Origin of the sequence: Pseudotamlana agarivorans (assembly GCF_018860245.1) — a bacterium.
GTDB lineage: Bacteria > Bacteroidota > Bacteroidia > Flavobacteriales > Flavobacteriaceae > Pseudotamlana > Pseudotamlana agarivorans_A.
Genome location: NZ_JAHKPD010000012.1, coordinates 69642 through 93311 on the forward strand (window position 1 = coordinate 69642; position 23670 = coordinate 93311).

Here is a 23670-nt window from a genome sequence, read left to right on the forward strand (position 1 = left end):
ATACCGAATCACGTTCGGTATGACGAAATCAAAGTATTATAACATAACATTTAGAATAAAAAGAATAATTAAACCATTAATCATAAAAACAATGAAAACACAAACTATTAAAAATTTCAAAAAGTATCTTTTATTACCTGCTATCGCTTTAGCTTTTGTATCCTGTAGTGATGACGATGTGCCTGTGGCTAACAATGTTACTCTAGAGTTTAACAATACATTTCAAGGAGAAACAATCGTTCTTGGTGATGCTGCCAGTACAGAGGCTACTACAAATACTTCCGCGGAAGGCCAAATACACCACTTTTCTGAATTAAAATATGTTATAAGTAACATCCGTTTGATTAAAGAAAATGGTACTGAAATCCCTTATAACGTGAATAATTTAGATAAAGGTGCTACGGTAGTTGATCAATCTAAAGCTGAAACTTTAAAATATGTTTTAAACGCTATTCCAACGGATGATTATAACCAAATTATATTCGGATTAGGGGTAAAAACAAGTTTAAACGATTTAGATCAAGTGAGTTTCCCTGAATTTTATGCCGCTACAGGAGAAAACGATACAGAAATGCACTGGGAATGGGGTACAGGATACCGTTTTACAAAAATTGAAGGGTTCTATGATACCGATAATAAAGCCTTGTCTTTCCATTCTGGTAGCACTTTAGAAGGTACCAAAGATGATGAAAGTACTTATGTGCCAGGTTTTGACGCTTACAGAGAAATTACTTTAGTTTTTCCTGCAATGGCTAAAGTTGGTGAACGCAGTCCTAAAATTGTTATTGAAGCTGATTTTGATTATTTATTAAGCGGAAAAACAAACACGATTTTACTAGATGATAAAAACGCAACACCTAGCGCGCATACTTCAGTTTCTATGTCTCAATATGTAGATAATATCGGTGGTGACGGTTCTTCTGATAGCACAGGAATGTTTTCTATTTCTCATGTAGAAAACTAAAATTATTAGAGGTTAGTAGTTAGTTACGAAATTTTTATGCAATACATCTTTGCGCTTTGTGTCTTTGCGAGTCAGCATTGTTCTCGACTCCGCTCGAACACCATCTCTAGAGTTGGTTATTAACGGTCTTCGAGCGAAGTCGAGAAGCTTGCATGAAATGCTATTGTCAATCCGGACTGCGCTTTAACATTCAACAAAATATCAACGAACTACTAACCTCAATTTTAAACCCTAAAACTTTTATTTCCAATGAAAAATTTAATCAGAAGCCTTTTTATTTTTGCTTTATTTACCGCTTGTAACGGTGAGGAGACGGTTCTTATTTCTTATGAAAACCCGGAGCTTGAGCTAGAGGTGCCTTTTGGGTTTCCGGAGTTTAATAATTCGGTGTACACCAACAAACCCACCAAGTATGGTGTGGCATTGGGAGAGAAGTTATTTCATGATACCAGGCTCAGTGCCGATAACACGATTTCTTGCGCAAGTTGTCACATTCAAGAACACGCTTTTGCGGACCGTAACGGGAAAGGCGTTGGTATTGAAAGTCGCATCGGACTCCGAAATACACCACCCGTGCAAAATATGGCCTTTATGAAGGTGTTTAATTGGGATGGCAACATACGTGTGTTAGAAAACCAACCACTGGTACCCATAATCACGCATTTTGAAATGGATTCTTCCATTTTAGAAGTGATAGGGAAGCTTGAAGAAGACCCTGAATATATGGAACTATTCAACAAAGCATTCAACGGTGAAGGTATTACAGCCGATGGTATTTTTAATAGTATTGCTCAGTTTGAATACACCCTAATTTCTGCAAACAGTAAATATGATAAAGTGAAGCGCAATGAAGGCGAAACCTTTACTGAGGCTGAAGCTTTGGGCTATCAAGTTTTTCAAGATAAATGTGTGAGTTGTCATAGTACCGAACTATTTACCGATCTAAGTTTTAGAAACATTGGCTTTCCTCTAAATCCTGATGATGAAGAAGCTGGTAGAAGTCGTGTTACAGGCCTGGCGGAAGATTTTATGCGTTTTCGAGTGCCTTCATTACGAAATATTGCGCACACCGCGCCTTACGGAAGTTTTGGGCAGTTTGAAACCTTAAGAGCTGTTCTGGATTATTTAAGCAATGGTGTTTTAGAAGCTGATAATTTAGATCCTATTTTAAAGGAAAATAACAACCGAATTCCGCTTTCTGAAGCTGAAAAAGATCAGTTGATTGCTTTTATGCATACCTTAAGTGATTCCGAATTTATCGGGAAATGATTTCTAAATTGTTTGCGTTATTTATTTAGAGAAATGTCAATCCGATTCGTTTATTCAGTCCTTGTTCAAAAATTCTAATTAATGTTGAAAGTTGAATATTTCCTTTAGCACTCTCAAGTTTAGAGATATAGCTTTTTTTTGTACCTGTCTTTTCCGCTAATTGTTCTTGTGTCAATTTAGCTTCTTTTCGAGCTTGTTTTAACATTTCGGAAATAATAAACATTTGAGTGCCTTCTTCATACTTATTTCTGCTTTCGGTTCCTATTTTCCCATGCTCAACTTCTATGAGTTGCTCGAAGTCAGTAACGTTTTTATATTTTTCCATTTTTTTGTCTTTATTTTGAAAATATATATTCATTAATTTCATTGCTTTGTCGATTTCCTTTTTAGGTGTTTTTTGAGTTTTCTTTTGGAAACCATTAAAAAGCACTAACTCCTACGATCAATAACCATTAAAGGTTTTCTACTCATTTTTGGAAATTGAATCTTTTGAATTTCTTTTCTATCACAAAACTCTATTTTAGGAAGCACTCTTAGTTTGGCTCTAAAGTGGTCTTTTATATGCTGTAAAAAGTGATCGGTTGGATTAGAGGTTGCTATTTTAAGAAGAATTTCATCGGTACCAATGCTGTTGTGTGAAATCTCAATGATGTACGATTCTATCTCGTTAAAATCATTTAGAATGTTATGCATCGCTGGTGGATATAATGTCGTGCCCTTATATTTTATCATTTGCTTTTTACGGCCAATTACTGGTCCTAAACGGGTGGTATTTCTGCCGCAGCTGCATTTCTCGTGATGCGCTTTTACAATATCACCGGTTTTAAATCGGAGTAACGGCATGCCTTCAACGCCTAGAGTGGTAATGGTCAATTCACCAGATTCATCTGGGGCAACCGGTTGATTGAATTCATCTAAAATTTCAATGATAATTAATTCCGGATGATGGTGTCCGCCTTGCTGGGCTTCACATTCGGTAAAAGCGGTATTCATTTCTGTAGAAGCATAGGTAGAGAACAACTCAATATCCCACTTTTCTTTAATTTTTTTGGATAGAATATTTAGCGAAAAATCTTGTTCTCGTAACGATTCGCCAATACAAATTGCGCCTTTTACGCTTGAGGCGTTTAAATCGATGCCGTGCTGCTCGGCATGTCCTATAAGTTTCAGTAAAAATGACGGTACCGCAATAATATAGGTGGGTTTGAATTTTTTTATGGAATCCCATTGCAATTCTGGAATCCCGTTTCCTACTCTAATGATACCAGCTCCAAGTTCTCGGGCTCCTAAAAAATAGGCCAATCCTGCCATAAAACGCCTGTCTATGGTGGTCATGAGCTGGATGACATCTTTTTGCTCCACACCTGCACAGGCAAAAGAAATGGCTTCATTATGCGCTAGACGATTTAAATCGTTATCTGTTAAGGCAAAAGTAACAGGTTCTCCTAAAGTCCCAGAAGTGGTCACATAGTCGATAATTTTATGGCGTGGTACACAAATAAAATCGTCGTTAAATTGCTGTAAATCGTCCTTTGTGGTTGTTGGAATGACCGCTAAATCCTCTAAGGTTTTTATGCTGTTGATATCTATGTTTTCGGTTTCAAAAAGACGCTTATAAAACGTAGAATGGGTGTTTAAATAGCCTAGAAGTGTTTTTAGCTGCACTTCTTGAAACGCTTTAATAGCGGCGGTCGATGCTTTTTCTATATCTGGAATCATAAACGTAATTTTCTTTTTAATTTTTTAATGTATCCTGCAACATTTTCACGGTCTGGAACCGTAGTGATTTCTTTGGTGAGCGCTATCTCAAAGGCCTCTAGTGCAGCGGCATAATAATCATTATTGTAATTGTACAAACCTACTAAATAATAAGCTTCCCAAAATTCTGAATTTGCAACTTCTAAATTTTTAAGAACAGCATCATCAAGTGGTTTTTCAGAATTTATAGCCGAAATGACTTGCGCTCGAAGCACTCTGTATTTTTCGTAGTTTTTATAGGCTTCGGTGAACTGAAACGGGTCTTTTTCAATGGTTAAATCGGTATTTGAAAAACCTGTTTTTTGCGGATTATCAAAAATATCATTTAAATTATAAGCCACGAATGCGCCCAATTGATAGGGGTTTGAAGAGACCCAAACTAGGAGTTGTTCAGGTTTAAATACCACTGCATGATGGGCCAATAATTGGTTTAGCGCTTTTTCATTGCCATAGCCTATCGATTTACCGTTCAAGCCTTTTTTGTTTCTTAGAATGTCTACTGCTATTTGTGGTGTTATTTTCGTTTGTTCATTTAAAAGTTCTTCCATGCGCTGGTATCGGTACATGGAATGACTTTCTTTAATATGTTTCTGGTTGTTTTGGTCTTCCGCGAAAGCGTTACTTTGAAAATGATTCGCGCAGATTAATTGATTGGCATTGGCAACATCATAGATACCAAAATTATCTGGAGAGACCTCAATTACGACTGCCTTGTTATCATTGGCACTACCTATAAAAATGGATTCGGAAACAAAGACGTCTCTTTTCTTGGCGATAGCAATGGCTTCTTCAATGTTTGTGGAGTATTGTAAAATCTCGCGGTTTACTATCGAAATGGGTGTTTTTGCTATTAAAGGTACTTTTGATTTTCCAGCGTTAATGGTTACGGTTAAACCGTGTTCGTTCATGCCGGAAACCACACCAATCATGCCTGCCCAAGACACAGACATAAATTTATAGCCAGTTGTGGGACTTATAAAACTAACGATCTTATCTTTTGTAAAATCGTCTCCAGCGTAAAAATCGAAATTCCTACCAATAATTAAACTGCCGTCTTCAGTTTTATCGCCCCAGGCGGCAAATGAAGAACAGCCCACTAAAGCAAGATCTTGTAAGGCGTGGCCAATATCATGTGCCCCGTGGAAATACAGCACTCTAAGATAACTGTTAGTAAAGGGCGTTTGATCGCTTATGGCGTATTTTGAGAGGCCGTAAATTTCAGTTTTATATTCATGGGGTACATGTAAATACATTTTACGGTTGTACCAAGATAAAAAATGACGTAAAAATTTCTGATTGTTTTCCGATGGTACTAAATCATCTATTTTAGATAAGAAATAGCGCTCTTGGTTTTGGAATAATTCTTTGGTGAGACTTCCTGTAATAAGTCCGCGTTCATAAGGATCGCCTTCAACATATAACTCCCACAGGCCTTGTTTGTTTTTGTTAAGTGAATTGTTGCCTAAAACAAAGCTCGAATCGTTTGATTGTGTACGTTTTGGGATGGAGTCGTTATATGCGCTCACATTGGGCACATCGTGCAATGAGGTTGAGACGCCACAGGAGACTACGAGTAAAAAAATGAGGCCATATAAAAAGGCTTTAAAAGCTGGTTTAGGCATTTTTTCTTATCGTTTTATCTGCTTTTTTCACGGCAAGTTCCTCTTTGTAATTTAACCATTTCTGTCCGTAAAAACGGCGCATGCCATTATCAAAATGTCGCATAATAAAGACGTTGTACATCATGGTTAAAAATTTCTTTGGGCGCTTAGGTAGTGCTCTCAACGTCATTGAAAACCCGCCATCTAAATATTTAATATAATGCCAATAACCGCTTGGCATATAAAGTGCATCGCCATGTTTCATTTCGGCATGAATGCCTTGGGCGAATTGTAATGCGGGGTATTTATCGAAATCTGGCTCGTCCATGTCTATTTTATCCAAATTATGAATAGAAAAAGGCACTTGATATAAGTATTTAGATTGCTCTGGCGAAAATAAGGTTACACTTTTATGGCCATGAAAATGGAAATGCATGCTGTCTGGCAAGTCAATATCATAATGCATAAAAACTTTAGAGTTGCCGCCTCCAAAAAATAGTGCTGGTAAGCGTTTAAAGAATTTTAATCCGATATCTGGATACTTAAAGTCTTTAAGTAGCTCGGGCATGCTGTCTAAAATATTGTAAAAGAAAATACGTAAATCTGTAGGTTCTGTTTTTAGCAGTTCTATATAGTCGTAAAGCTTAATTTTTTTAAAAGGTTCGTAAACACTTTGTTTACCAGTTGCAGGTTTATTGTTGTATAAGGGTACGATTTGATCGCCTGAACGATCTTGAATATAGTCCAAGTTCCACTTTTTAAAAGCCGGCCAATCGGAAGTCAGATTTTCAATTAAAACAGGGCGCTGGGGTTTGTAGTAATGCTTAATAAAGTCTGCTTTACTAATGTTTTTAACTCTGGTGATTGGCGTTGTTTTAAATTGTCCCATGCCATTAACTTAAAGTGTTATCTTCTATTTTATTGGCGCCTTGTATCTTGTTTAATAAAGGTTCCATACCAACTATTTCCGAGCTTGTTAGAACGGCTCCAATAGTAACGCCTAAAATACCATGCATATTTAAACTCTGTCCTGTTAATAATAGGTTTTTAATTTTTGTTCTTGGCGAAACAAACGATTTTAATGGGTTGTTGGCGTCTTTAACATAGCCATACATGGAGCCGTTATGAGAACCTATGTAATCTCTATACGATAACGGAGTAGAGGTATATGTTTCTTGAATACATGCTCTAATATTTGGGAATTTTTTCTCTAATTCGCCAATGATTATTTCTGCTTTTTCTGCTTTAAATTCCTCGTAAGTTTGACCACGATCATTTTTGTTAACTACTGTGTTTGTTGTGTTTGCCCAAGCTTCAACCTCCTCATAACGCATGTAAGTTAAAACGGTTAGACTATCGCCGTAAACATTGGTTTTTTTATTGATTCCCATAGAAATCATATAACTTTCGGGCCAACTCTCATTGGTGTAGTCTTGACTTTTCCAGACCATTTCTTTATTTTTAAAATGGTAGAAATTTCGGTTTTGATATTTGAAACTATTGGGTTTTAAAACGATATAAAGACTAAATCCAGCTATAACAGCTTCTATATCCTTAATGCGATTGGCGTAAACCTTCCTGAACTTGTCCGCACCAACCATTTGAATTGTTAGTTTAGGTTCGATATTAGATATAAAGGTATCGCCAGAAATGGTATGGCCTTTTTTGGTGACGACAGACCTTATTTTTTTGTCTTCATAATTAAATTTAACCACTTCTTGATGGTTGTAGACTTCTCCGTTATTTTCTTTCAATCTTCTAATTAAAAGCTTGGATATTTGACTGCCACCATTAATACATCTGTAGGAGCTTTCAATAAAGGAGTTTACCGATAAGGCGTGTACGTAAAACGGTGTACGGTTAGCATCGCCAGCATACAAAAAGTTTGAACCCGCAAGTACGGCACGTAATTTTTCGTTGGTTGTTATCGAATCGATATAGTCTTTGGCCTTAAGGCTGAATATATCTGAATTTTCATGGTAAGGTTTGCCAAGTTTTAATCGGTATAACGGAAATTTTTCGCAGAAGGTTTTGAGTTTATCGCAGTAGGCTCTAATGGCTTTTTCTTCCTCAGGAAATTGAGCGACCAATTGTGCGATGAATTTGTCATAGCCTTGAGCATGTTTATACTCTGTAGGATCATCGTCGAAGGTTACGATATCAAAGCCGTCTTCATCTAATTTTTTCAGCTTTAAATCATCCATTATGCCGAGATAATTAAAATACTGATATAAGTTCTGCCCTGCACTCAAGCCTCCAATATAATGTACGCCTGTATCGAAAATGGTTTTATCACGAACAAAAGTTTGTAGATTGCCACCGTATTGGTTGTTTTTTTCTAACACGCAAACGCTATAGCCTTCTTTTGCCAAAATATTAGCAGAAACCAAACCACCTAATCCACTTCCAATAATGACAATGTCGTAACGTGATTTCATGTATTAATCTGTTGTTTTGCTTAAGATTATAACGCTATTATTTAGATGGCTAGGTTGAAAGCCTTGATTGCAAATGTTTGAAGTTTCTAAGTGCCTGCTTTCTTTCAATAATACAACATGGTTTACCGAGTTAAGAAAGGGCTTAAGAATCGCTTCATCATGAATTTGACTCGAGTTTAAAATTAAAACATTTGCTGGATATGTGGCTAATTCTTTAAAATTTTCTACACAAGTTATATGTCTTGCATTTGTAATGTAACTGTTTCTAACCAGGGTTCTATTATTTTGATTTTCAATATATGAAATGATCTTTCTATCTACACCATGTAACGCTAGTAAAAGGTCAAGTTGTCCCGAATCGTTAGTAACATGAGCAATAGTGTCTTTAGGACCAATAGCATCTAATATGGTTTGGTAGGTGTCTTTGTTGGTACTTAAATCTTCACGAACATTTTTGTATAACGCTTGGCCTTTATACCTGTAATCGTCTAAAAGTATTTTATGAAAGTAAGTTGGGCCTTCTTTTTCTTTTCTTAAGTTGCTAAATTCGCTTCTAAAGTACGCGCCAATACCTTTGGCACGTTGCGAGTAGTTTTTACCAAAACGCGTATCGTTTGGTGTAATTCTATCTAATATTTTTAAGGTAATCTGGCCATCTCTAATCATAGATTCTCCTTTTGGAATAATCTCCGAATTTCCATGAATAAGCACAGGAATAATATCTAAATTAAATTGTTCGGCGAGATAAAAAGCGCCTTTATGGAAGCGTTTAATTTTATGAGTTTTAGATCGTGTACCCTCGGGGAAAGCCATTAAGGTGTAACCTTGATCTACTTTTTTCTTCAAATGATCTAATCCATTATCAATACCGTTTGATACCGGATAAAAACCAGCCAATTGTACGGCTTTTCCAAAAACAGGTGAGTGATATACCCAATCGTTTACTAAAAATATAATTTTTGGATGCAGCATTCCGATGGCTAAAATGTCTAAAAACGAGGTGTGATTCGCGATAATAATCGCTTGTTTTTTAAAATCTTCTTGGTTAAGATTAATCACTTTCTTGCCAAGAAATAGCTGTGTGTAAAGTACCGATTTCATGAATTTTGAAATGAGCACATGAAACCAATTCATTTTTGTTTTCTTCGGAAGCGGAATAATTCTCAAGATCGTTACACTGAACAGCGATAGTAGTAACCCGCCTAAGCCAAAATAGGTGAATGATGCGATGGAATACAAAAAAACGCGTAAAGACACCGGGCGTTTATTTTTACTGCCTATAAATAATTTAAATAATAAGGGCTGAATTGTAAAAGCCACAAGTACTGCAGATAAAATACCTATTAAACTTACTAACGATATGGAATGCAATGCTGGATGTTTTGCGAAAATTAAAACACCTACGCCCAATATTGTGGTAATTACAGAAAGTAAAATGGATGTTTTGTGTGTATTGAGTGCTTTTTCACCGGTACGGTATTCGTGAAGTAAGCCGTTGGTTATAAAAATGCTGTAATCGATACCCAAACCAAAAATAAAGGTTGAAATAATGATATTAAAAATGTTAAATTCAATATGGAACAGTCCCATAATCCCGATGGTTAACAACCAGGTGAGGCAAATTGGTAAACCTGTAACCAAGGTGAGTGATAAGCTTTTGTAGTAAAGTAGTAATAAGATTAAAACCGCAATTAATGAATAACCAATAAGCTTGTTAAAATCACTTTTTAGATGCCCTAAAAAGGCTTCGTTCATTTGCTTTCTATCGATGAGGAGTACGTGCTCTTGGCCTTTAAAGGCTTCTAATATGGTCGCTTCATCTTCAACTTTTACCAAAGTGGTAATGGTTGTAAAATCTTCTGAAGTAGAAATGTAATCATCAACCGAAATCGATTTTAATGCTTTATAATCTTGGCTTTTTAAGCTGTTGAAATCTCGATTGAGTAAATTGTAAAACGCACTAAAAGTTTTGGGTTTAAAACCTAAGGTCTTACCACTTTCAATCATGTTGTTTTTTGTGTTTTCAATGGTTTCAGAATCCCAGAAGGCATGCCATTTAGCAATTTTCTGATTTTGTTGTTTTTCCGAATGCACTAAAGTGCTTACCGAACTGTAATTGAGAATAGCCTGGTTGCTTTTTAATGTTTTAAGCTGCTTTAAAATGGCGTCATTCACTTGAAGTGTTTTTTCTTCGGTATCGCCATATGCCGCAATATAAATAGATTTAGAGCTGCTGTTTATAAGTTTGTCTAAACGTAACTCGGCAGATTTTAAATGATCTGGTAGGTAGTTTAACTGACTAATATCATTGTTGAATTTTAAACTGTTGTAGGTAAATAAACTTCCTATACAGAGTAAAACCAAACCAATAATAGCCCATTTTTTTTGATGTATATTATAAGAGGCCATCTTATCCAGCAAGGTGTTTTTCTTAACTTTTCCAGTTGATTTTTTATACACATGTGGGATAAAAAGCAAAGCAAAAACTGAAGATCCCATAACGCTTATTGCTGTAAAAAGTCCTAAATCTTGTAACGCCTGAGAGTTTATAAAGAGTAAGCATAAAAAAGCCATAGCTGTGGTTAAACTACTCATTAAAATAGGCTTGGAAATTTCTTTATATAAGTTTTTTACATGATCATGGCTTCGTAGATGCGTTAAGATGTGCAAGGAATAATCTAAAGTGACACCCAGAAGCACCGACCCAATACCCAATGAAATGGCAGATATTTTTTCTCGAACCAAAAACAAGATCACAATGGCTAATAATCCGCCAAAAATTGTTGGTATGAATAATATAATAGGAATGGTTAACTTTCTATAGAATACGATGAAAATAAGCAGTAATACGGTTAACGCCATACTAACAGTAAGCTGAATATCTTTTTTAATTTGGTTGGCATTAGCGACTGCGATTAGGGTTCCGCCGTAATATTCGCTGTTTACTTTGCCTTTAAAAGCAGCATTTAGTTGCGTGTTTGTGGTATATAAGTGTTCAACAAACTGTGTGTTTTGTGATGTTTCGCTGGCATCTAAAACCGGTGTGATAAATAATAAAATATGCGATTTGTCTTTACTTACTAGAAAACCGTTTTCTAGAGTGAAGTCTTCACCAAAACTTAAATCTTGTAATTTCTTTAAAGCTATAAATGAAATACCCAAAGGATCTTTTAAGATGAAGTCTTTGGCTATAATTCCTGAAGGCGCAATTAACGTTTTATAATTGTTTAAAGTAATGGCGTCTATGCTATCTTTTCCAATTTTGTTTGTGATACTTTCGTAATCTGAATCTTCTAGAAATAAAGGCAGGTTTTCATAAACGAAATTTATGGTGTGCTGCATTTCCGATTGCTCCACCTGACCTTGAATGTGCTTAATGTAGTCTCCTGAATTTTGAGAAATGCTATCTATAAATTGAGAGGCGTATTGGGTTAAAGCATCAACAGAAGCATCGGGGGATTTTGTAATATTCACGATAATTTTATCCGTAAAATTTACATTTTTTAAAACCTTTTGGGCTTCAGAATTTTCAGCGGTACTTGGGATAAGTTTTGTGATGTCCTCTTCAAATTCAATTTTAGAAGCGGTAAAAATTAAGCAGGTAAAAATTAGAATCAATAACCCAAAACCTAATAGTTTTCTGCCGCGAAAGTAGGTGTATATGTTATAAAACAATTTATACATTTACTTCTGTTACATTTTTCTTTTGAAAGAATGAAAAAAGCAAATAGCTTAAAGGTCCTACGATTAATGCGGAGAGTATGGCCAAACTAAAACTTCCAATAAGGTAGGTTTTAAGGTGTTTTAATACTTCAATATCTAAAGTGATGTCGTTAAGTTTAAAAGTTTCATCTTGGCCTAAGATAAAGTTTCCTAAAACAAAGCTTAAAAACACGATAAAGGGTATAAAGGGCGGAATACTAATGTTAGAAAAAGTAAAAGCGATCGCTTTGTTTAATTTAAAAATAACGGCTAAAAATATAACCAGAGCAGAATGTAAACCCCATAAAGGTGTTAGCCCAATAAAAACGCCTAAAGTTAAGGATAGGGCTTTTATTCTAGGGGAATCGTTATGACTTATAAAGTCTTCGATAAGGAAACGCTTAAGTCCTTTTTTTTTTAATTTTCTGAAAAGGTTTCTCGGTTTAATATAGAGAAAAGTGAGAATAACAAACCAAGTATTTAAAATACTAATACGTGTAAAATCTTTAAATGGGCGGAAGTGCGACACGCGTTCAGTTTCATCATATAAAATATTAATCGGAATGTTTTTTACATCGGTCCCTTTCCAAGCGGCTTTTACAATAATTTCAATTTCAAATTCAAATTTTGAGGTGTAAAATTTTAAATCTTTAAGTTGGTGAATCGGGTAGAGTCTGAATCCAGATTGGGTGTCTTGAAGTTCAATACCTGTTTCTAGTTTATACCAAAAATTAGAAAATTTATTACCAAAGCTACTTTTTTTAGGCACGCTTTTCTGACTCATATTTCGAGCGCCTATTAACAAGAGGTTTTTGTTTTCTGCTTTTTCTAAGGTGTCTATAAACACTGGAATATCTTCAGGGAAATGCTGCCCATCAGAATCTATAGTAATGGCATATTTATAACCCAAACGTAAAGCTTCTTTAAAACCAGCGCGTAAGGCCTGACCTTTACCTTTGTTTTTAGTAAAATGAATTTGTTGTAAGTCTGGATATTGTTTAAGAATGCTTGATGTATCATCGGTTGCACCATCATTCACAATAATAATACTTTTAGTATGTTCTAAAACCCCATCAATAACCTTTTGCAATGTCTTTTGGTTATTATAAGTAGGTATAATAACGCAACAAGGCAAAGTGGTTGATGTATTATGTGTTACGGTCTCCTTCATTGTTGGTTAGCATTTGATTTATCCAGCAAAATCAAATCATTATCTTGTACAAATATACTATTACATTTTAAAGCATTCGAGCTCTGTGTAAATTTAGTAATATCATAAAAAAGCATCTATCGCGACAATAGATGCTTTTTTGTATTTAACTTTAGGGTTGATGTGAATTTTTAACTAATGATTAGGCTAAAATTTCAGCAAAAAACCTAGCCTAATTTATTTTCAATAAGGTCGTAAAAATTTTGAAGTGTGTCTACATTTATAAAATCGTCGCTCACTAATTTTACACCAAAATTTGCTTCAATAGCCACCACTAAATCCACAAAATCTAAACTATCAAGCTCTAGGGTATCTTTTAGATTTGCTTCGGGTAATATCGCCTCCGATTCAACTTCAAACTCATCAACAAGAAAGTTGTTTATTTTTTCAATAATAACTCCTTTTTCCATCTCTGTATTACAATTTTTTTATTATTAATGCTGAATTAGTTCCTCCAAAACCAAAGGAATTCGACAAAAATACATCAATTTTTTTATCTATCGTTTTGCTTACTAAATTTAATTTACTGGCATCCTCATCGGGATTTTCTAAATTAATATTAGGTGCAACAAACGAGTTTTGCATCATGAGCATCGAGTAAATCACTTCACTAGCTCCAGCCATCCAACATTCATGTCCAGTCATAGACTTGGTTGAACTTACATGTGGTCCATTTTCGCCAAATACATCAAAAATAGCTTTCGCTTCATTACTGTCGCCTACAGGTGTAGAAGTAGCATGAGCATTCACGTAATCAATTTTTTCGGTTGGAATATTTGCTTGATCGAGGGCTTTTTTCATAGCACGTGCAGGGCCTTCTACATTAGGTGTAGAAATATGCTCACCATTAGAAGAAAAACCATAACCTACAATTTCAGCTAAAATAGGAGCACCACGTTTAACCGCAGACTCATAACTTTCAACAATAAGTGTGGCCCCTCCGCCACTCGGTACCAAACCATCGCGGTTCTTATCGAATGGTCGTGACGCTTTTCCTGGTGCGTTGGTATTTACAGAAAACACCCCTAAACCATCAAAACTACCCATGGCTAATTCGTTAATTTCTTGAGCGCCACCGCAAATAATACAGTCCTGTAGCTCGCTTTTTATAAGCTGGTATGCCATGCCAATAGCATGAGAACCACTAGCACAAGCGGCACTAACTGTAAAATTGATGCCTGTTAATTTGAATATAGTTGAAAGGTTCATGGTAATCGAAGAGTTCATGCCTCTAAAAATAGCCCCAGAACCTACTAAATTGGTGTCTTTTTTCTCTCGTATTAAATCGGCTGATTCAATAATCGATTTCGCTGTGCTATCGTTTCCGTAAAGGATGCCCACTTCGTGTGTGTCTAGATAGTCTTGCGTTATTTTTGCGTTATCTAAGGCTTCCTTGGTGGCTACATAAGCATAAACACCTTCTTCTCCTAAGCTAATACGCTGCCTTCTTCCAAGTTGCTTTTTTAGGTCTGGCATATCTACCATACCCGTTAAACAGGAGCGATAACCGTAAGGTTTTCTTTTGTCATCATAGATTATTCCTGAAGTGCCATTATATAAAGATGTCTTTACCTCGTCTAGATTTTTCCCGATGCAGGAATAAATTCCCATGCCTGTTATAACAACTCTTCTCATTCTTTACTTGTTTAGGAGTAAATACCGCCGTTTATATTAATAACTTCTCCTGTAATGTAAGAAGCTTTTTTAGAAGCTAAAAATGATACTAAATGTGCAACTTCTTCAGCATCTCCAAAACGGTTGGCTGGCACTAATTTTTTCAATTCTTTTTCATTTAATTCTCCCGTCATATCCGTTTTAATAAACCCTGGTGCCACAGCGTTTACGGTAATATTTCTTTTCGCAATTTCTTGAGCTAATGCTTTGGTTGCTGAAATTACAGCGCCTTTTGCGGCAGAATAATTGGTTTGCCCCGGTGTACCTTTTAGTCCGGAAACCGAGACTAAATTAATGATACGGCCATATTTGTTAACTAATAATTTCTGTATAAGGTGATTGGTAACATTAAAGAAACCGTTAAGGCTGGTGTTTATCACATCATTCCAATCTTCTGGCTTCATCCACATGAATAAACCATCTTTTGTAATACCGGCATTGTTTACGATCACTTCTATAATCGCTTCTTTATTATTGTCCTGCCATGTGTCTAAAGCTTGAGCAACTTCCGAAAGATTAGAAACATTAAATCCTAATATTTCACCTGTTCCTCCAGCTTCTTCAACAGATTTTAAAGTTTCTAAGGCGGCTGCTTTATTACTGTTGTAATTTATAATAATGTGGTAATCGGAATCTTTTGCCAATTGAATACATATGGCCTTACCAATACCTCTTGAACCTCCTGTTACTAATGCGTATTTTGTCATGTCGTGCTTCGCTTTCATTATACGATATTATTTTCATGGTTCATGATAAACGCTTTAACTTCATTTACATAAGGATACATGATAATATCTTCTTTAAATGCAGGGACTATTTTTCTAATAGCTTCGTATGCTTTTTTAGTTTTTGAAGAAATTTTGTCTTGAACGTCTAAATATTCAATGGCTTGAACAATTGTGATTAATTCGATCGCCATAACTTCATAAGCATTTTCAACAACTTTTTTAGTTATTAACGCTGCATTGGTTCCCATACTTACAACATCTTGATTGTCGTTATTGTTAGGGATGCTATGTACGTACATGGGGTTAGAAAGCGTTTGGTTTTCGGCAGTTGTTGAGGTTGCTGTAAATTGTACACCTTGCATACCAAAGTTTAAACCTAAAGTACCTAAGTTAACAAATGCTGGTAGGGTATTGTTAAGATTTGGGTTTAATAAATAGTTAAGTTGACGTTCAGCAAGCATGCTCATTTTAGTAACGACCAATTTAAGCTTGTCCATTTCTAAGGATACATAATCGCCGTGAAAGTTTCCACCGTGGTACACGTGTTGTTTTTCAACGCTAACAATCGGATTGTCGTTTGCTGAATTGACTTCTTCCATTAAAATGCGTTCCACATCATTTAGGGTGTCTAAAACTGGTCCTAAAATTTGAGGCACACAACGAATGGAGTAGTATTCTTGAACTTTTTCTTCAAAAATCTTAACATCAGGGTTTTTATTATATAAGAACTCTTCACGTTTTCTAGTGAGTTGACTATCGCTCAAATGATTTCTCATCAATTTTGCGATTTCACGTTGTCCTTTATGTTTTTTAGATTGGTTTAATTCTAATGATAAATGATCATCATAAGCCTGCATGATTTCGTTAATTGCAGACGAACATAAAATCCCCCAATTTAATAAACGTCTCGTATTTATCGTATTTACAATACCAATTCCTGTCATGACAGAAGTACCATTCATTAAGGCTAAACCTTCACGTAAAACGACAGAAATAGGTTTTAAGTTTTCAATCTCGAAAACGTCTTTTGTGGGTTTTAATTCGCCTTTGTAAATCACTTCGCCTTCACCTATTAAAACAAGGGCTAAATGTGCTAATTGAACTAAATCGCCACTTGCACCAACGCCACCATGCTCGTAAATTAATGGAATAATATTTCTGTTAATCAATTGATTCATTAATTCGATAACCGATTTATGAACCCCAGAATGCCCTAACGATAGTGTGTTTAAACGGGCAAGCATTGCCGCTTTTACGTATTGTGGCGCTATAATATTTCCTGTTCCAGAAGCGTGACTTCTAATTAAATTGTATTGCAGTTTTATACGATCGGCATCGTTAATTTTATATTGAGCCATCGGTCCAAACCCAGTGTTTACACCGTATATGGTTTTGTTTTCCGAAAAGTCTTTTAAAAAGTTAAAACTGTTTTCTATAGTTTGATAAACACTCGGGTCAATTTCTAAAGGGTTGTTTTCAAAAATAATTTTATAAAATTCTTCAATCCTGAGCGTGCCATCTAGTTTTAACATCGATATTGTTTTTATGCGTGAAATATTGTTTTAATAACGGCCTGTAAAGTAGTTATTTTGGTGTGCAAATTTAGAATAATAAATGATTTTATACTAGGAAGATTTTGAGACTCTTAAAAGTAGAGGTCTGGGAAGGGGTTTTTACTAAGAAATAAAGGGTTGTAGCAGGTGTTTTTTGATAGATTTGGAAAAATTTCAGCGGTATTACAATAAAGCACCGACTAAAACCCATGAAGGCTTTAACCAGTGCTTTTTATGACTATTTCGAATGTCTAGATGACTTTGTTGATTTTTTAAGAAATAAGGAGATTACAATTATAGTTATACTTTTTCTCATGATTTAATTTGGTTTAAACTTTTGTAATATAAGTCCGAACTCCCCTAAACGCTATGCCTTAAATACATGACACGGTATGTCGTATTATTAAACTTTTTATTGGGGTAGATTTGAGGTATAATATTAACACAAGCTAATTACAGTTTAGTCAGATGTTTATCAAGATGTTATCGATTGAAACTGTGCTTAATTTGAAAACCTCAATATCATGGACACTTTACAAGACACGTTACAATTAGATAATGAAACCGAAATTTTAGGATACAATTTGTTCAAGTTTGTTTACTTAACTTTATTTATAGTGAGTTTAGGATCGCTTGTAACAAATTTGTTACTTCATGGGTTTTAAATAAGAAGAAGAGAAATTAATTAGTAATTAAAAAAAGCTCCTATAAGTTTTAACTTTTAGGAGCTTTTTTAAGATCAGGGAATATATTCTTTCCAAATGCGAACGTGAAATTAGTTATTGTGCTTTTTTAAGTGTATTTCCATAATACTTTTTACGTAACCAAAACGATACACGTACTAAGAGTATTAAGGCGGGAACTTCAACTAAAGGTCCTATAACTCCCGTAAATGCTTGTCCGGAATTTAATCCGAAAACGGCTATGGCAACTGCAATGGCCAATTCGAAGTTGTTGCCAGCGGCTGTAAAAGCTACTGCGGCTGTTTTATCGTACTCTGCACCCATGGCTCTTGTAAAAAAGAAACCAATGATGAACATTAGGGCGAAGTAGATGAGTAAAGGCACGGCAATGATTAACACATCCATTGGAATTTCAACAATCAATTCTCCTTTTAGTGAAAACATCACGACGATAGTAAATAAAAGTGCGATTAGGGTTAGTGGTGAAATGGTTGGAATAAATTTGGTATTGTACCAAACTTCGCCTTTTAATTTCACTAAAATAACCCTACTTAAAATTCCTAGTAAGAAAGGAATACCTAAGTAAATGGCGACACTTTCAGCAATTGTTGCAATGGAGATATCTACAATGGCACCTTCAAACCCAAAGTAAGGCGGTAAAACTGTGATGAAAATCCAAGTATAGAAACTATAAGCGAACACTTGGAATATGCTGTTTAAGGCTACCAATCCAGCGCCGTATTCGGCATTGCCTTCGGCAAGGTCATTCCATACTAAAACCATGGCAATACATCGGGCTAATCCAATTAGAATAAGCCCTACCATATATTCAGGGTAATCACGTAAAAACGTAATAGCTAAAAAGAACATTAAAACAGGACCAACAATCCAGTTCAAAATAAGGGAAATGGATAAAATTTTTGTGTTTTTAAAAACCTTTGGGAGTAGGGCATAATTCACTTTTGCTAGTGGCGGATACATCATTAAAATAAGTCCGATGGCAATAGGAATATTTGTGGTGCCCACGCTAAACGAATCGATTACATCTGGAAACGATGGCACGAAATAGCCAATGCCAACGCCTATAGCCATGGCTATAAATATCCATAGTGTCAGGTAACTGTCTAGAAAACTCAGTTTCTTATTTGAAGCCATTTTAAGCGTTTATTTGATTGAATACATAAAATAATTCAGTTGCTATTTGCAAGCTTCGTTCGTTGTATTTTTCAGCCTGTTGCGGCGTATTGTCAAAAGCTTTTGGATCTTCAAAAGTAATTGGGATACGTTTTTCTGCACCAGCGATAAAAGGACAGCCACCATCGGCTTGGGAGCAGGTCATGATGGCTGCAAATTCAGATGATGGGTTGAATTTAGCATCCAACTTCTTAGAAAAACCAATAATCGGGTGTGCGTTCTCTGTATATTTAATACTGTACACCGGATTTTTTCCTTCGGAAAGGGTTTCTATTTCAAATCCTGTATGCGCTAAAGTTTCGGCAGCCATAGGGAAAAGTGCTGTAGCTTCGGTGCCTCCAGAATAACAAAACACATTTTTGATGTTAAAATGATAGGCTAAGGTTTGTGCCCAGACTTGTGATAAATGACTGCGACGTGAGTTATGTGTACAGATAAAGTTGATACGAATGTCTTGATTCGCATCAACTTTAGTTTGTATAAAATCGATTAAAGGCTGTAAAGTTTCTTTACGTTCCTTCGAAATGGTTTCAACGTTTAGTGTTGAAATCGTGGTTTCAATATTCTTAAAAAGGCTCATTTTTTGTTTGATTGTATGTTATAAATGATGTGATGCTGATGCTTATTCAGCACAGGGTTGTTTAAAAAATGTTATGTCGATTAACAACAACCGCTACTTGGTGAGCAACATGATGAAGCTTCAACTTCCGATAATTTTACTTTTGGTTTTTCTTCAGGAATACCACAGTTGTCTTTGGCTAGACAATCGGTTTGCTTGGTGGTCAATAGAAAATTGGTACCGTCAAAATCCAATCCATATTTGCCAATAGTGGAATCTTGATACTCCACTTCAATGTCTAAATCACCTATTTCTAAAGCTTTTTCTGAAAGTTCAATTATGTTTAATAGCTTTTCAGGATGTAATCTGTGATCATAATCATTGGCATTCCATAGTTGAAAATTAGCCACTTCTTCATGTCTTACTGTGCCACCACAATCTATAAAGTGTTTTGTAATTTTTCCAACTTCGGTTACGTGAAAATGACTTGGAACTAGAGTACCGTTGGGTAATTGAAAGGCTATTTGATCTAAATTTGTGAGTTTGTTTTTTACTTCTGAAAGTGTCATAGCTTTATTGTTTTATTGCGATTTTACGATTGATATTTTTTTAGTGGTTAAGTAGATGAGTAGTTAAGGATGTTAGTAGTTAAGGAGTTAAGGAGTTAAGGAGTTAAGTAGTTAAGTAGTTAAGGAGTTAAGGGGGTTAGTAGGTAAGGAGTTATGTCGTGCTTAACAACAGTCGTTTTTCTTAGGGATGTCTTGATCCAGAAACTCCGACATGACTGTTTTCATTGTAGCCCACTTTTCATGGTTTATACAGTAACAAACACTTGTGCCTTCAACATTCCCTTTAATCAAACCTAAATGTTTGAGTTCTTTGAGGTGCTGTGAAATGGTGGGCTGGGCCAAGCCAATTTCATTAACTAAGTCGCCACAAACACAAGAGTTCGTTTTAAATAAATATTGTAAAATAGTCACACGGGCAGGATGACTAAATGCTTTTGAAATTAAAGAAATTTCGTTTTGTAAGTCGGTAAACATTTCTGTTTTTGCTAATCCCATGAGTTGTTATATTTGTTCATTGCAATATTACGATAAATATTTTAAATATATTAGTTTTTTGTATCTTTATGTACTGATCGTATCTGCTACAGGATAAATAAGATTGCAAATTGGGTAATATGTATCTGTTCGGCAAGGTCATGCTGCGCTAATTTTGGTATTTAGCTTAGAATAATAAAAATTGCTTTTTTATGATAAAGAATTTCTTAATAGCTTTTATGTTTATAAGTGGCCTTGCTTTGGTTGAGGGCCAAACGGTTTTAGGTGTTAATGAAGTCATGATTACAGGGTATAATGCTGATGATAAAGGTGCTGACCAGTTTACTTTTGTTGTGTTAACCGATATTGACCCTGGTAGAATAATTAAATTTACTGATATAGGATGGTCTAATTCGTTAAACAGGTTCATTTCTGGGGGAGGTAACAGTAATGCTGAAGGGGTTTTAGAATGGACAGCGCCTGCCACTGGTATTGATTGTGGTACGGAAGTGTTTTTGTTTACAGGAACAGGAGTGAATCAAAGTGATTGGACTTGCACTTTTGGTACGGCAACCGAAACAGATATTGGATTCGGTTTACAAGGGGTTAATGATCAGATTATTGCCTTTGATGGAAATTTTAGCAGTCCAGTTATGGTTCATGCGATCATGTATGGCGCAAGGGGGTGGGGAGATACAGCTGCTGCGGATGCTCAGTTCTCTGATATTCCTCCAGGTTTAACCGATGGTCCATCGGCTATTTACTATGGAAATAATACTTCAGGGGCTTACGATTGTTCTACGGTTATTGGTATCTCAGATATTGAAACCGAAATTGCTGTTGAAAATAACTGGAATTTACTTCCTCGAAGAACGGTTTCAACAGATCCTCCAGTTTACCTCCCACTTGGTGGTTGTAATTATTCATGCTGTCCAAGTAATATATGGGATGGGAGCAATTGGTCTCTCGGAGTAGTACCTACAATTAACGAGTCTGCTATTTTAACGGCAGATTATGACACTTTTGTAAATGGACCTTTAGAAACCTGTTCTTTATTTATTAATGCTGGAGCTACGCTGAGAGTTCGTGAAGGTGCCTATGTAGAAGTTGATCATGATGTAACAGTAGACGGGAATTTAGAGGTAGATAGCGAATCGAATTTTGTGCAAAACTATTACTTAGGCAATTTTACCGATAATTCTTCTGGAGGAGTGAAACTTACAAAAACTAAAGTTTCTAATAGTAATGTGGAATATACGTATTGGAGTTCACCAGTTGCGAATACCACTATTGAAAATGCTTTAGCAGGTACGCCATCCGGAAGACGGTATTGGTTTAATGCTGCTAATTTTGAGGATCTACTAGCAGAACAATCTGGTAATGCTGGTGTTTATGTAGCTGGGCAAGATGATATTGATGATGATGGAGATGATTGGCAGCGTGCTAGTGGTGCGATGATTCCTGGTGTGGGTTATGCTTCTTTTCCAAAGTCAGGAAGTAACGATTATGATTTTGTAGGTACTTTTAATACGGCAGAAATAACCGTTCCCGTTGTGGCAAACAGCCCAAGTTATACCAATTGGAATTTAATAGGAAACCCATATCCTGGCGCTATTTCGGCCGATGATTTTTTAACTGAAAATACATCACTGTTAAACGGTACTATATATTTCTGGGATCAGGTTACAGCTGCCGATGCTGGAACTATAGGAAATGAGCAGCAAAATTTCTCGCAAGACGATTACGCTTTTTATAATCTCTCAGGAGGTACTGGAACAGCGGGGGCAGGCAATTCTGGTGTTCATCCAAATGGCTATATAGCCTGTGGACAAAGCTTTTTTGTTGCAGCTATAAATTCAGGCGATGTAGTATTTAAAAACAGCATGCGCGGTGATACATATGATAATACACAATTTTTTAAAGTTTCAAATAATAAGCAGGTAGGAGTTGTAAACGAGAAACTTTGGGTGAATTTAACCTCCAATAATGGGGTGTTTAGTCAGGTTTTAGTTGCTTATATAGATGGAGCTACAAATGGGTTCGATGGAGAAGCTTACGATGCTAAACTATTAAACAATAAAAAGTTTGCCACGCTTTATACTCAGATACCAAACGATGCTTCTAAATTTAAAATTCAAGGAAAAGCAAAACAGAGTATTGATATTCATGAAAGTATAGCTCTAGGTTTTGATAATCACATTGCAGAGCAAACAGAATTTACCATTAGCCTAGATCGTCTACAAGGACACTTTTTAAGCGTTTCGCCTATTTATTTACAGGATAAAGCTTTGAATGTCACGCATAATTTGGTCGATTCGGGGTATACTTTTGTTAGCGATGTTACAGGTGATTTCTCTGATAGATTCCAAATTGTATTTAATGCAAAAGCTTTGTCAGTTGAAAAAGTTGAAACAGCGGTGCCTAACTTTTTTCTGGGGCAAACCAAAAACCAGTTAATGTGTGATACGAATAACAAAGACATCGAAATAGAAAATATCCAAATCTATGACATGTTAGGGCGTTTACAAGCTGATTTGGAAATAAACGCTACCGAAACACAGGTAGATATAAGTCATTTGAGCCATGCGATATACGTCGTTCAAGTACAGTTTTCAAATGGTGAAAGTTTAAGGACAAAGATTATAAATTAACAATATTAAGTACGAAAAAAAGCTGTTGTAAGTTTCCTCACAACAGCTTTTGTATTTTATAAACGCCTTCGTTTTTAGATATGATTTACCTATTGAAAATTTTCTTGACGAGATATTTTGTCGAATAATTGGTAACCAACCATCTCAAACTCGTAGGAATCCAATTTACGGGATTTAAACTTTCTGTGTAATCGTGTTTTAAGGTTTTAAATTCTTCCAATGCAATTTTACGTTCTAAATCCAAAATCTTTAAATCACGTTCCAGGCTTTTTGTGTTTTTATATGTTTTCATATTAATTAAAAAACTTTTTAGAAAGTGTTCGGACTATAAAATTACTCATGTGTTTTCTTAGTATAAAAGCCAACAAAGAAAGAAATAGAAAAACGCCCCCAACAATTAAAAAGCCTTGAGTATAGTTTCCTAATGCTTTACCTATAAGAAAAGCCGCAGCAATTGCGATAAATGTTAAGCCAATAATTAACATGCTTCCAATGATAATAGTTTTAAAAACTATACCAAAGGATGCAGTTAATTGTTGGAATATTTTAAGTTTATAATAATCGTAAGTGCTATGAAAAAACTTCTCACTTACTTCTTTTGCTTTTTTATTGGTATCGGCTAAAGAGTCGTTTAAACTCATAA

At 35.4% G+C, this 23670-nt stretch carries 20 protein-coding genes and 1 pseudogene; 3 read left to right on the forward strand and 18 right to left on the reverse strand.

Translation table 11 applies throughout. The annotated features are described in order from the left end of the window. Positions 1–91: 91 nt before the first annotated feature. Positions 92–964: an MbnP family protein gene (locus tag KO493_RS06810; protein WP_252723174.1), complete on the forward strand. Its 873-nt coding sequence runs from the start codon at positions 92–94 to the stop codon at positions 962–964. Between the two features lie 249 nt (positions 965–1213). Next, positions 1214–2233: a cytochrome-c peroxidase gene (locus KO493_RS06815; protein ID WP_216067194.1), complete on the forward strand. Its 1020-nt coding sequence runs from the start codon at positions 1214–1216 to the stop codon at positions 2231–2233. Positions 2234–2258: 25 nt separating this feature from the next. On the opposite strand, the gene KO493_RS06820 is transcribed toward KO493_RS06815, so the two are convergent. From KO493_RS06820 to KO493_RS06895, 16 genes and pseudogenes are all read right to left on the reverse strand, one after another. Continuing rightward, a complete protein-coding gene (locus KO493_RS06820) occupies positions 2259–2558 on the reverse strand; it encodes a helix-turn-helix domain-containing protein (RefSeq protein WP_216067195.1) in 300 nt (99 codons plus the stop codon). Between the two features lie 3 nt (positions 2559–2561). Continuing rightward, positions 2562–2666 (reverse strand): annotated as a pseudogene (locus KO493_RS06825) (type II toxin-antitoxin system RelE/ParE family toxin); the annotation flags it as partial. Beyond that, on the reverse strand, positions 2663–3952 hold the full coding sequence (locus KO493_RS06830; RefSeq protein ID WP_216067196.1) for a phenylacetate--CoA ligase family protein: 1290 nt from the start codon (positions 3950–3952) through the stop codon (positions 2663–2665). The gene KO493_RS06830 and the pseudogene KO493_RS06825, both read right to left, overlap by 4 nt. Further along, positions 3949–5613: a C45 family autoproteolytic acyltransferase/hydolase gene (locus KO493_RS06835; RefSeq protein WP_216067197.1), complete on the reverse strand. Its 1665-nt coding sequence runs from the start codon at positions 5611–5613 to the stop codon at positions 3949–3951. The genes KO493_RS06830 and KO493_RS06835 overlap by 4 nt, the downstream gene beginning before the upstream one ends. Then, positions 5606–6481, reverse strand: coding sequence for a cupin-like domain-containing protein (locus KO493_RS06840; protein WP_216067198.1), 876 nt, complete (start codon positions 6479–6481; stop codon positions 5606–5608). The genes KO493_RS06835 and KO493_RS06840 overlap by 8 nt, the downstream gene beginning before the upstream one ends. A gap of 4 nt (positions 6482–6485) precedes the next feature. Continuing rightward, entirely contained in the window at positions 6486–8030 is a 1545-nt protein-coding gene (locus KO493_RS06845; protein WP_216067199.1) for a phytoene desaturase family protein, read from the reverse strand. 3 nt (positions 8031–8033) lie between these two features. Continuing rightward, entirely contained in the window at positions 8034–11714 is a 3681-nt protein-coding gene (locus tag KO493_RS06850; protein WP_216067200.1) for an MMPL family transporter, read from the reverse strand. Further along, positions 11707–12903, reverse strand: coding sequence for a DUF2062 domain-containing protein (locus tag KO493_RS06855; protein WP_216067201.1), 1197 nt, complete (start codon positions 12901–12903; stop codon positions 11707–11709). The genes KO493_RS06850 and KO493_RS06855 overlap by 8 nt, the downstream gene beginning before the upstream one ends. 206 nt (positions 12904–13109) lie before the next feature. Continuing rightward, the gene (locus tag KO493_RS06860; RefSeq protein WP_216067202.1) at positions 13110–13352 is read right to left on the reverse strand and encodes a phosphopantetheine-binding protein; all 243 of its coding nucleotides are present in this window, start codon (positions 13350–13352) and stop codon (positions 13110–13112) included. Between the two features lie 7 nt (positions 13353–13359). Then, the gene (locus KO493_RS06865; RefSeq protein ID WP_216067203.1) at positions 13360–14577 is read right to left on the reverse strand and encodes a beta-ketoacyl-[acyl-carrier-protein] synthase family protein; all 1218 of its coding nucleotides are present in this window, start codon (positions 14575–14577) and stop codon (positions 13360–13362) included. An 11-nt stretch (positions 14578–14588) separates the two neighbouring features. Beyond that, positions 14589–15341: a 3-oxoacyl-ACP reductase FabG gene (fabG, locus tag KO493_RS06870; RefSeq protein ID WP_216067204.1), complete on the reverse strand. Its 753-nt coding sequence runs from the start codon at positions 15339–15341 to the stop codon at positions 14589–14591. After that, positions 15341–16876, reverse strand: a complete 1536-nt coding sequence (locus KO493_RS06875; RefSeq protein ID WP_216067205.1) for an HAL/PAL/TAL family ammonia-lyase — start codon at positions 16874–16876, stop codon at positions 15341–15343. Before KO493_RS06875 ends, fabG begins: the two co-directional genes overlap by 1 nt. A gap of 800 nt (positions 16877–17676) precedes the next feature. Beyond that, positions 17677–18735, reverse strand: a complete 1059-nt coding sequence (gene arsB / locus KO493_RS06880; RefSeq protein WP_216067206.1) for an ACR3 family arsenite efflux transporter — start codon at positions 18733–18735, stop codon at positions 17677–17679. A gap of 1 nt (position 18736) precedes the next feature. Next, complete coding sequence (locus KO493_RS06885) at positions 18737–19354, reverse strand: low molecular weight phosphatase family protein (protein ID WP_216067207.1); 618 nt, start codon at positions 19352–19354, stop codon at positions 18737–18739. 80 nt (positions 19355–19434) lie between these two features. After that, positions 19435–19902 carry a DUF6428 family protein gene (locus KO493_RS06890; protein ID WP_216067208.1) on the reverse strand — a complete coding sequence of 156 codons (468 nt, stop codon included), beginning with the start codon at positions 19900–19902 and terminating at the stop codon, positions 19435–19437. 162 nt (positions 19903–20064) lie between these two features. After that, entirely contained in the window at positions 20065–20397 is a 333-nt protein-coding gene (locus KO493_RS06895) for an ArsR/SmtB family transcription factor (protein ID WP_216067209.1), read from the reverse strand. A 191-nt stretch (positions 20398–20588) separates the two neighbouring features. Here KO493_RS06895 and KO493_RS06900 point away from each other — a divergent pair, with 191 nt between their 5' ends. Then, complete coding sequence (locus KO493_RS06900; RefSeq protein ID WP_216067210.1) at positions 20589–23027, forward strand: T9SS type A sorting domain-containing protein; 2439 nt, start codon at positions 20589–20591, stop codon at positions 23025–23027. A gap of 85 nt (positions 23028–23112) precedes the next feature. Here KO493_RS06900 and KO493_RS06905 read toward each other — a convergent pair whose 3' ends face one another. Both KO493_RS06905 and KO493_RS06910 read right to left on the reverse strand, forming a co-directional pair. Next, positions 23113–23319, reverse strand: a complete 207-nt coding sequence (locus tag KO493_RS06905; RefSeq protein WP_216067211.1) for a hypothetical protein — start codon at positions 23317–23319, stop codon at positions 23113–23115. A 1-nt stretch (position 23320) separates the two neighbouring features. Next, positions 23321–23668 carry a hypothetical protein gene (locus KO493_RS06910; protein ID WP_216067212.1) on the reverse strand — a complete coding sequence of 116 codons (348 nt, stop codon included), beginning with the start codon at positions 23666–23668 and terminating at the stop codon, positions 23321–23323. Positions 23669–23670 lie beyond the last annotated feature (2 nt).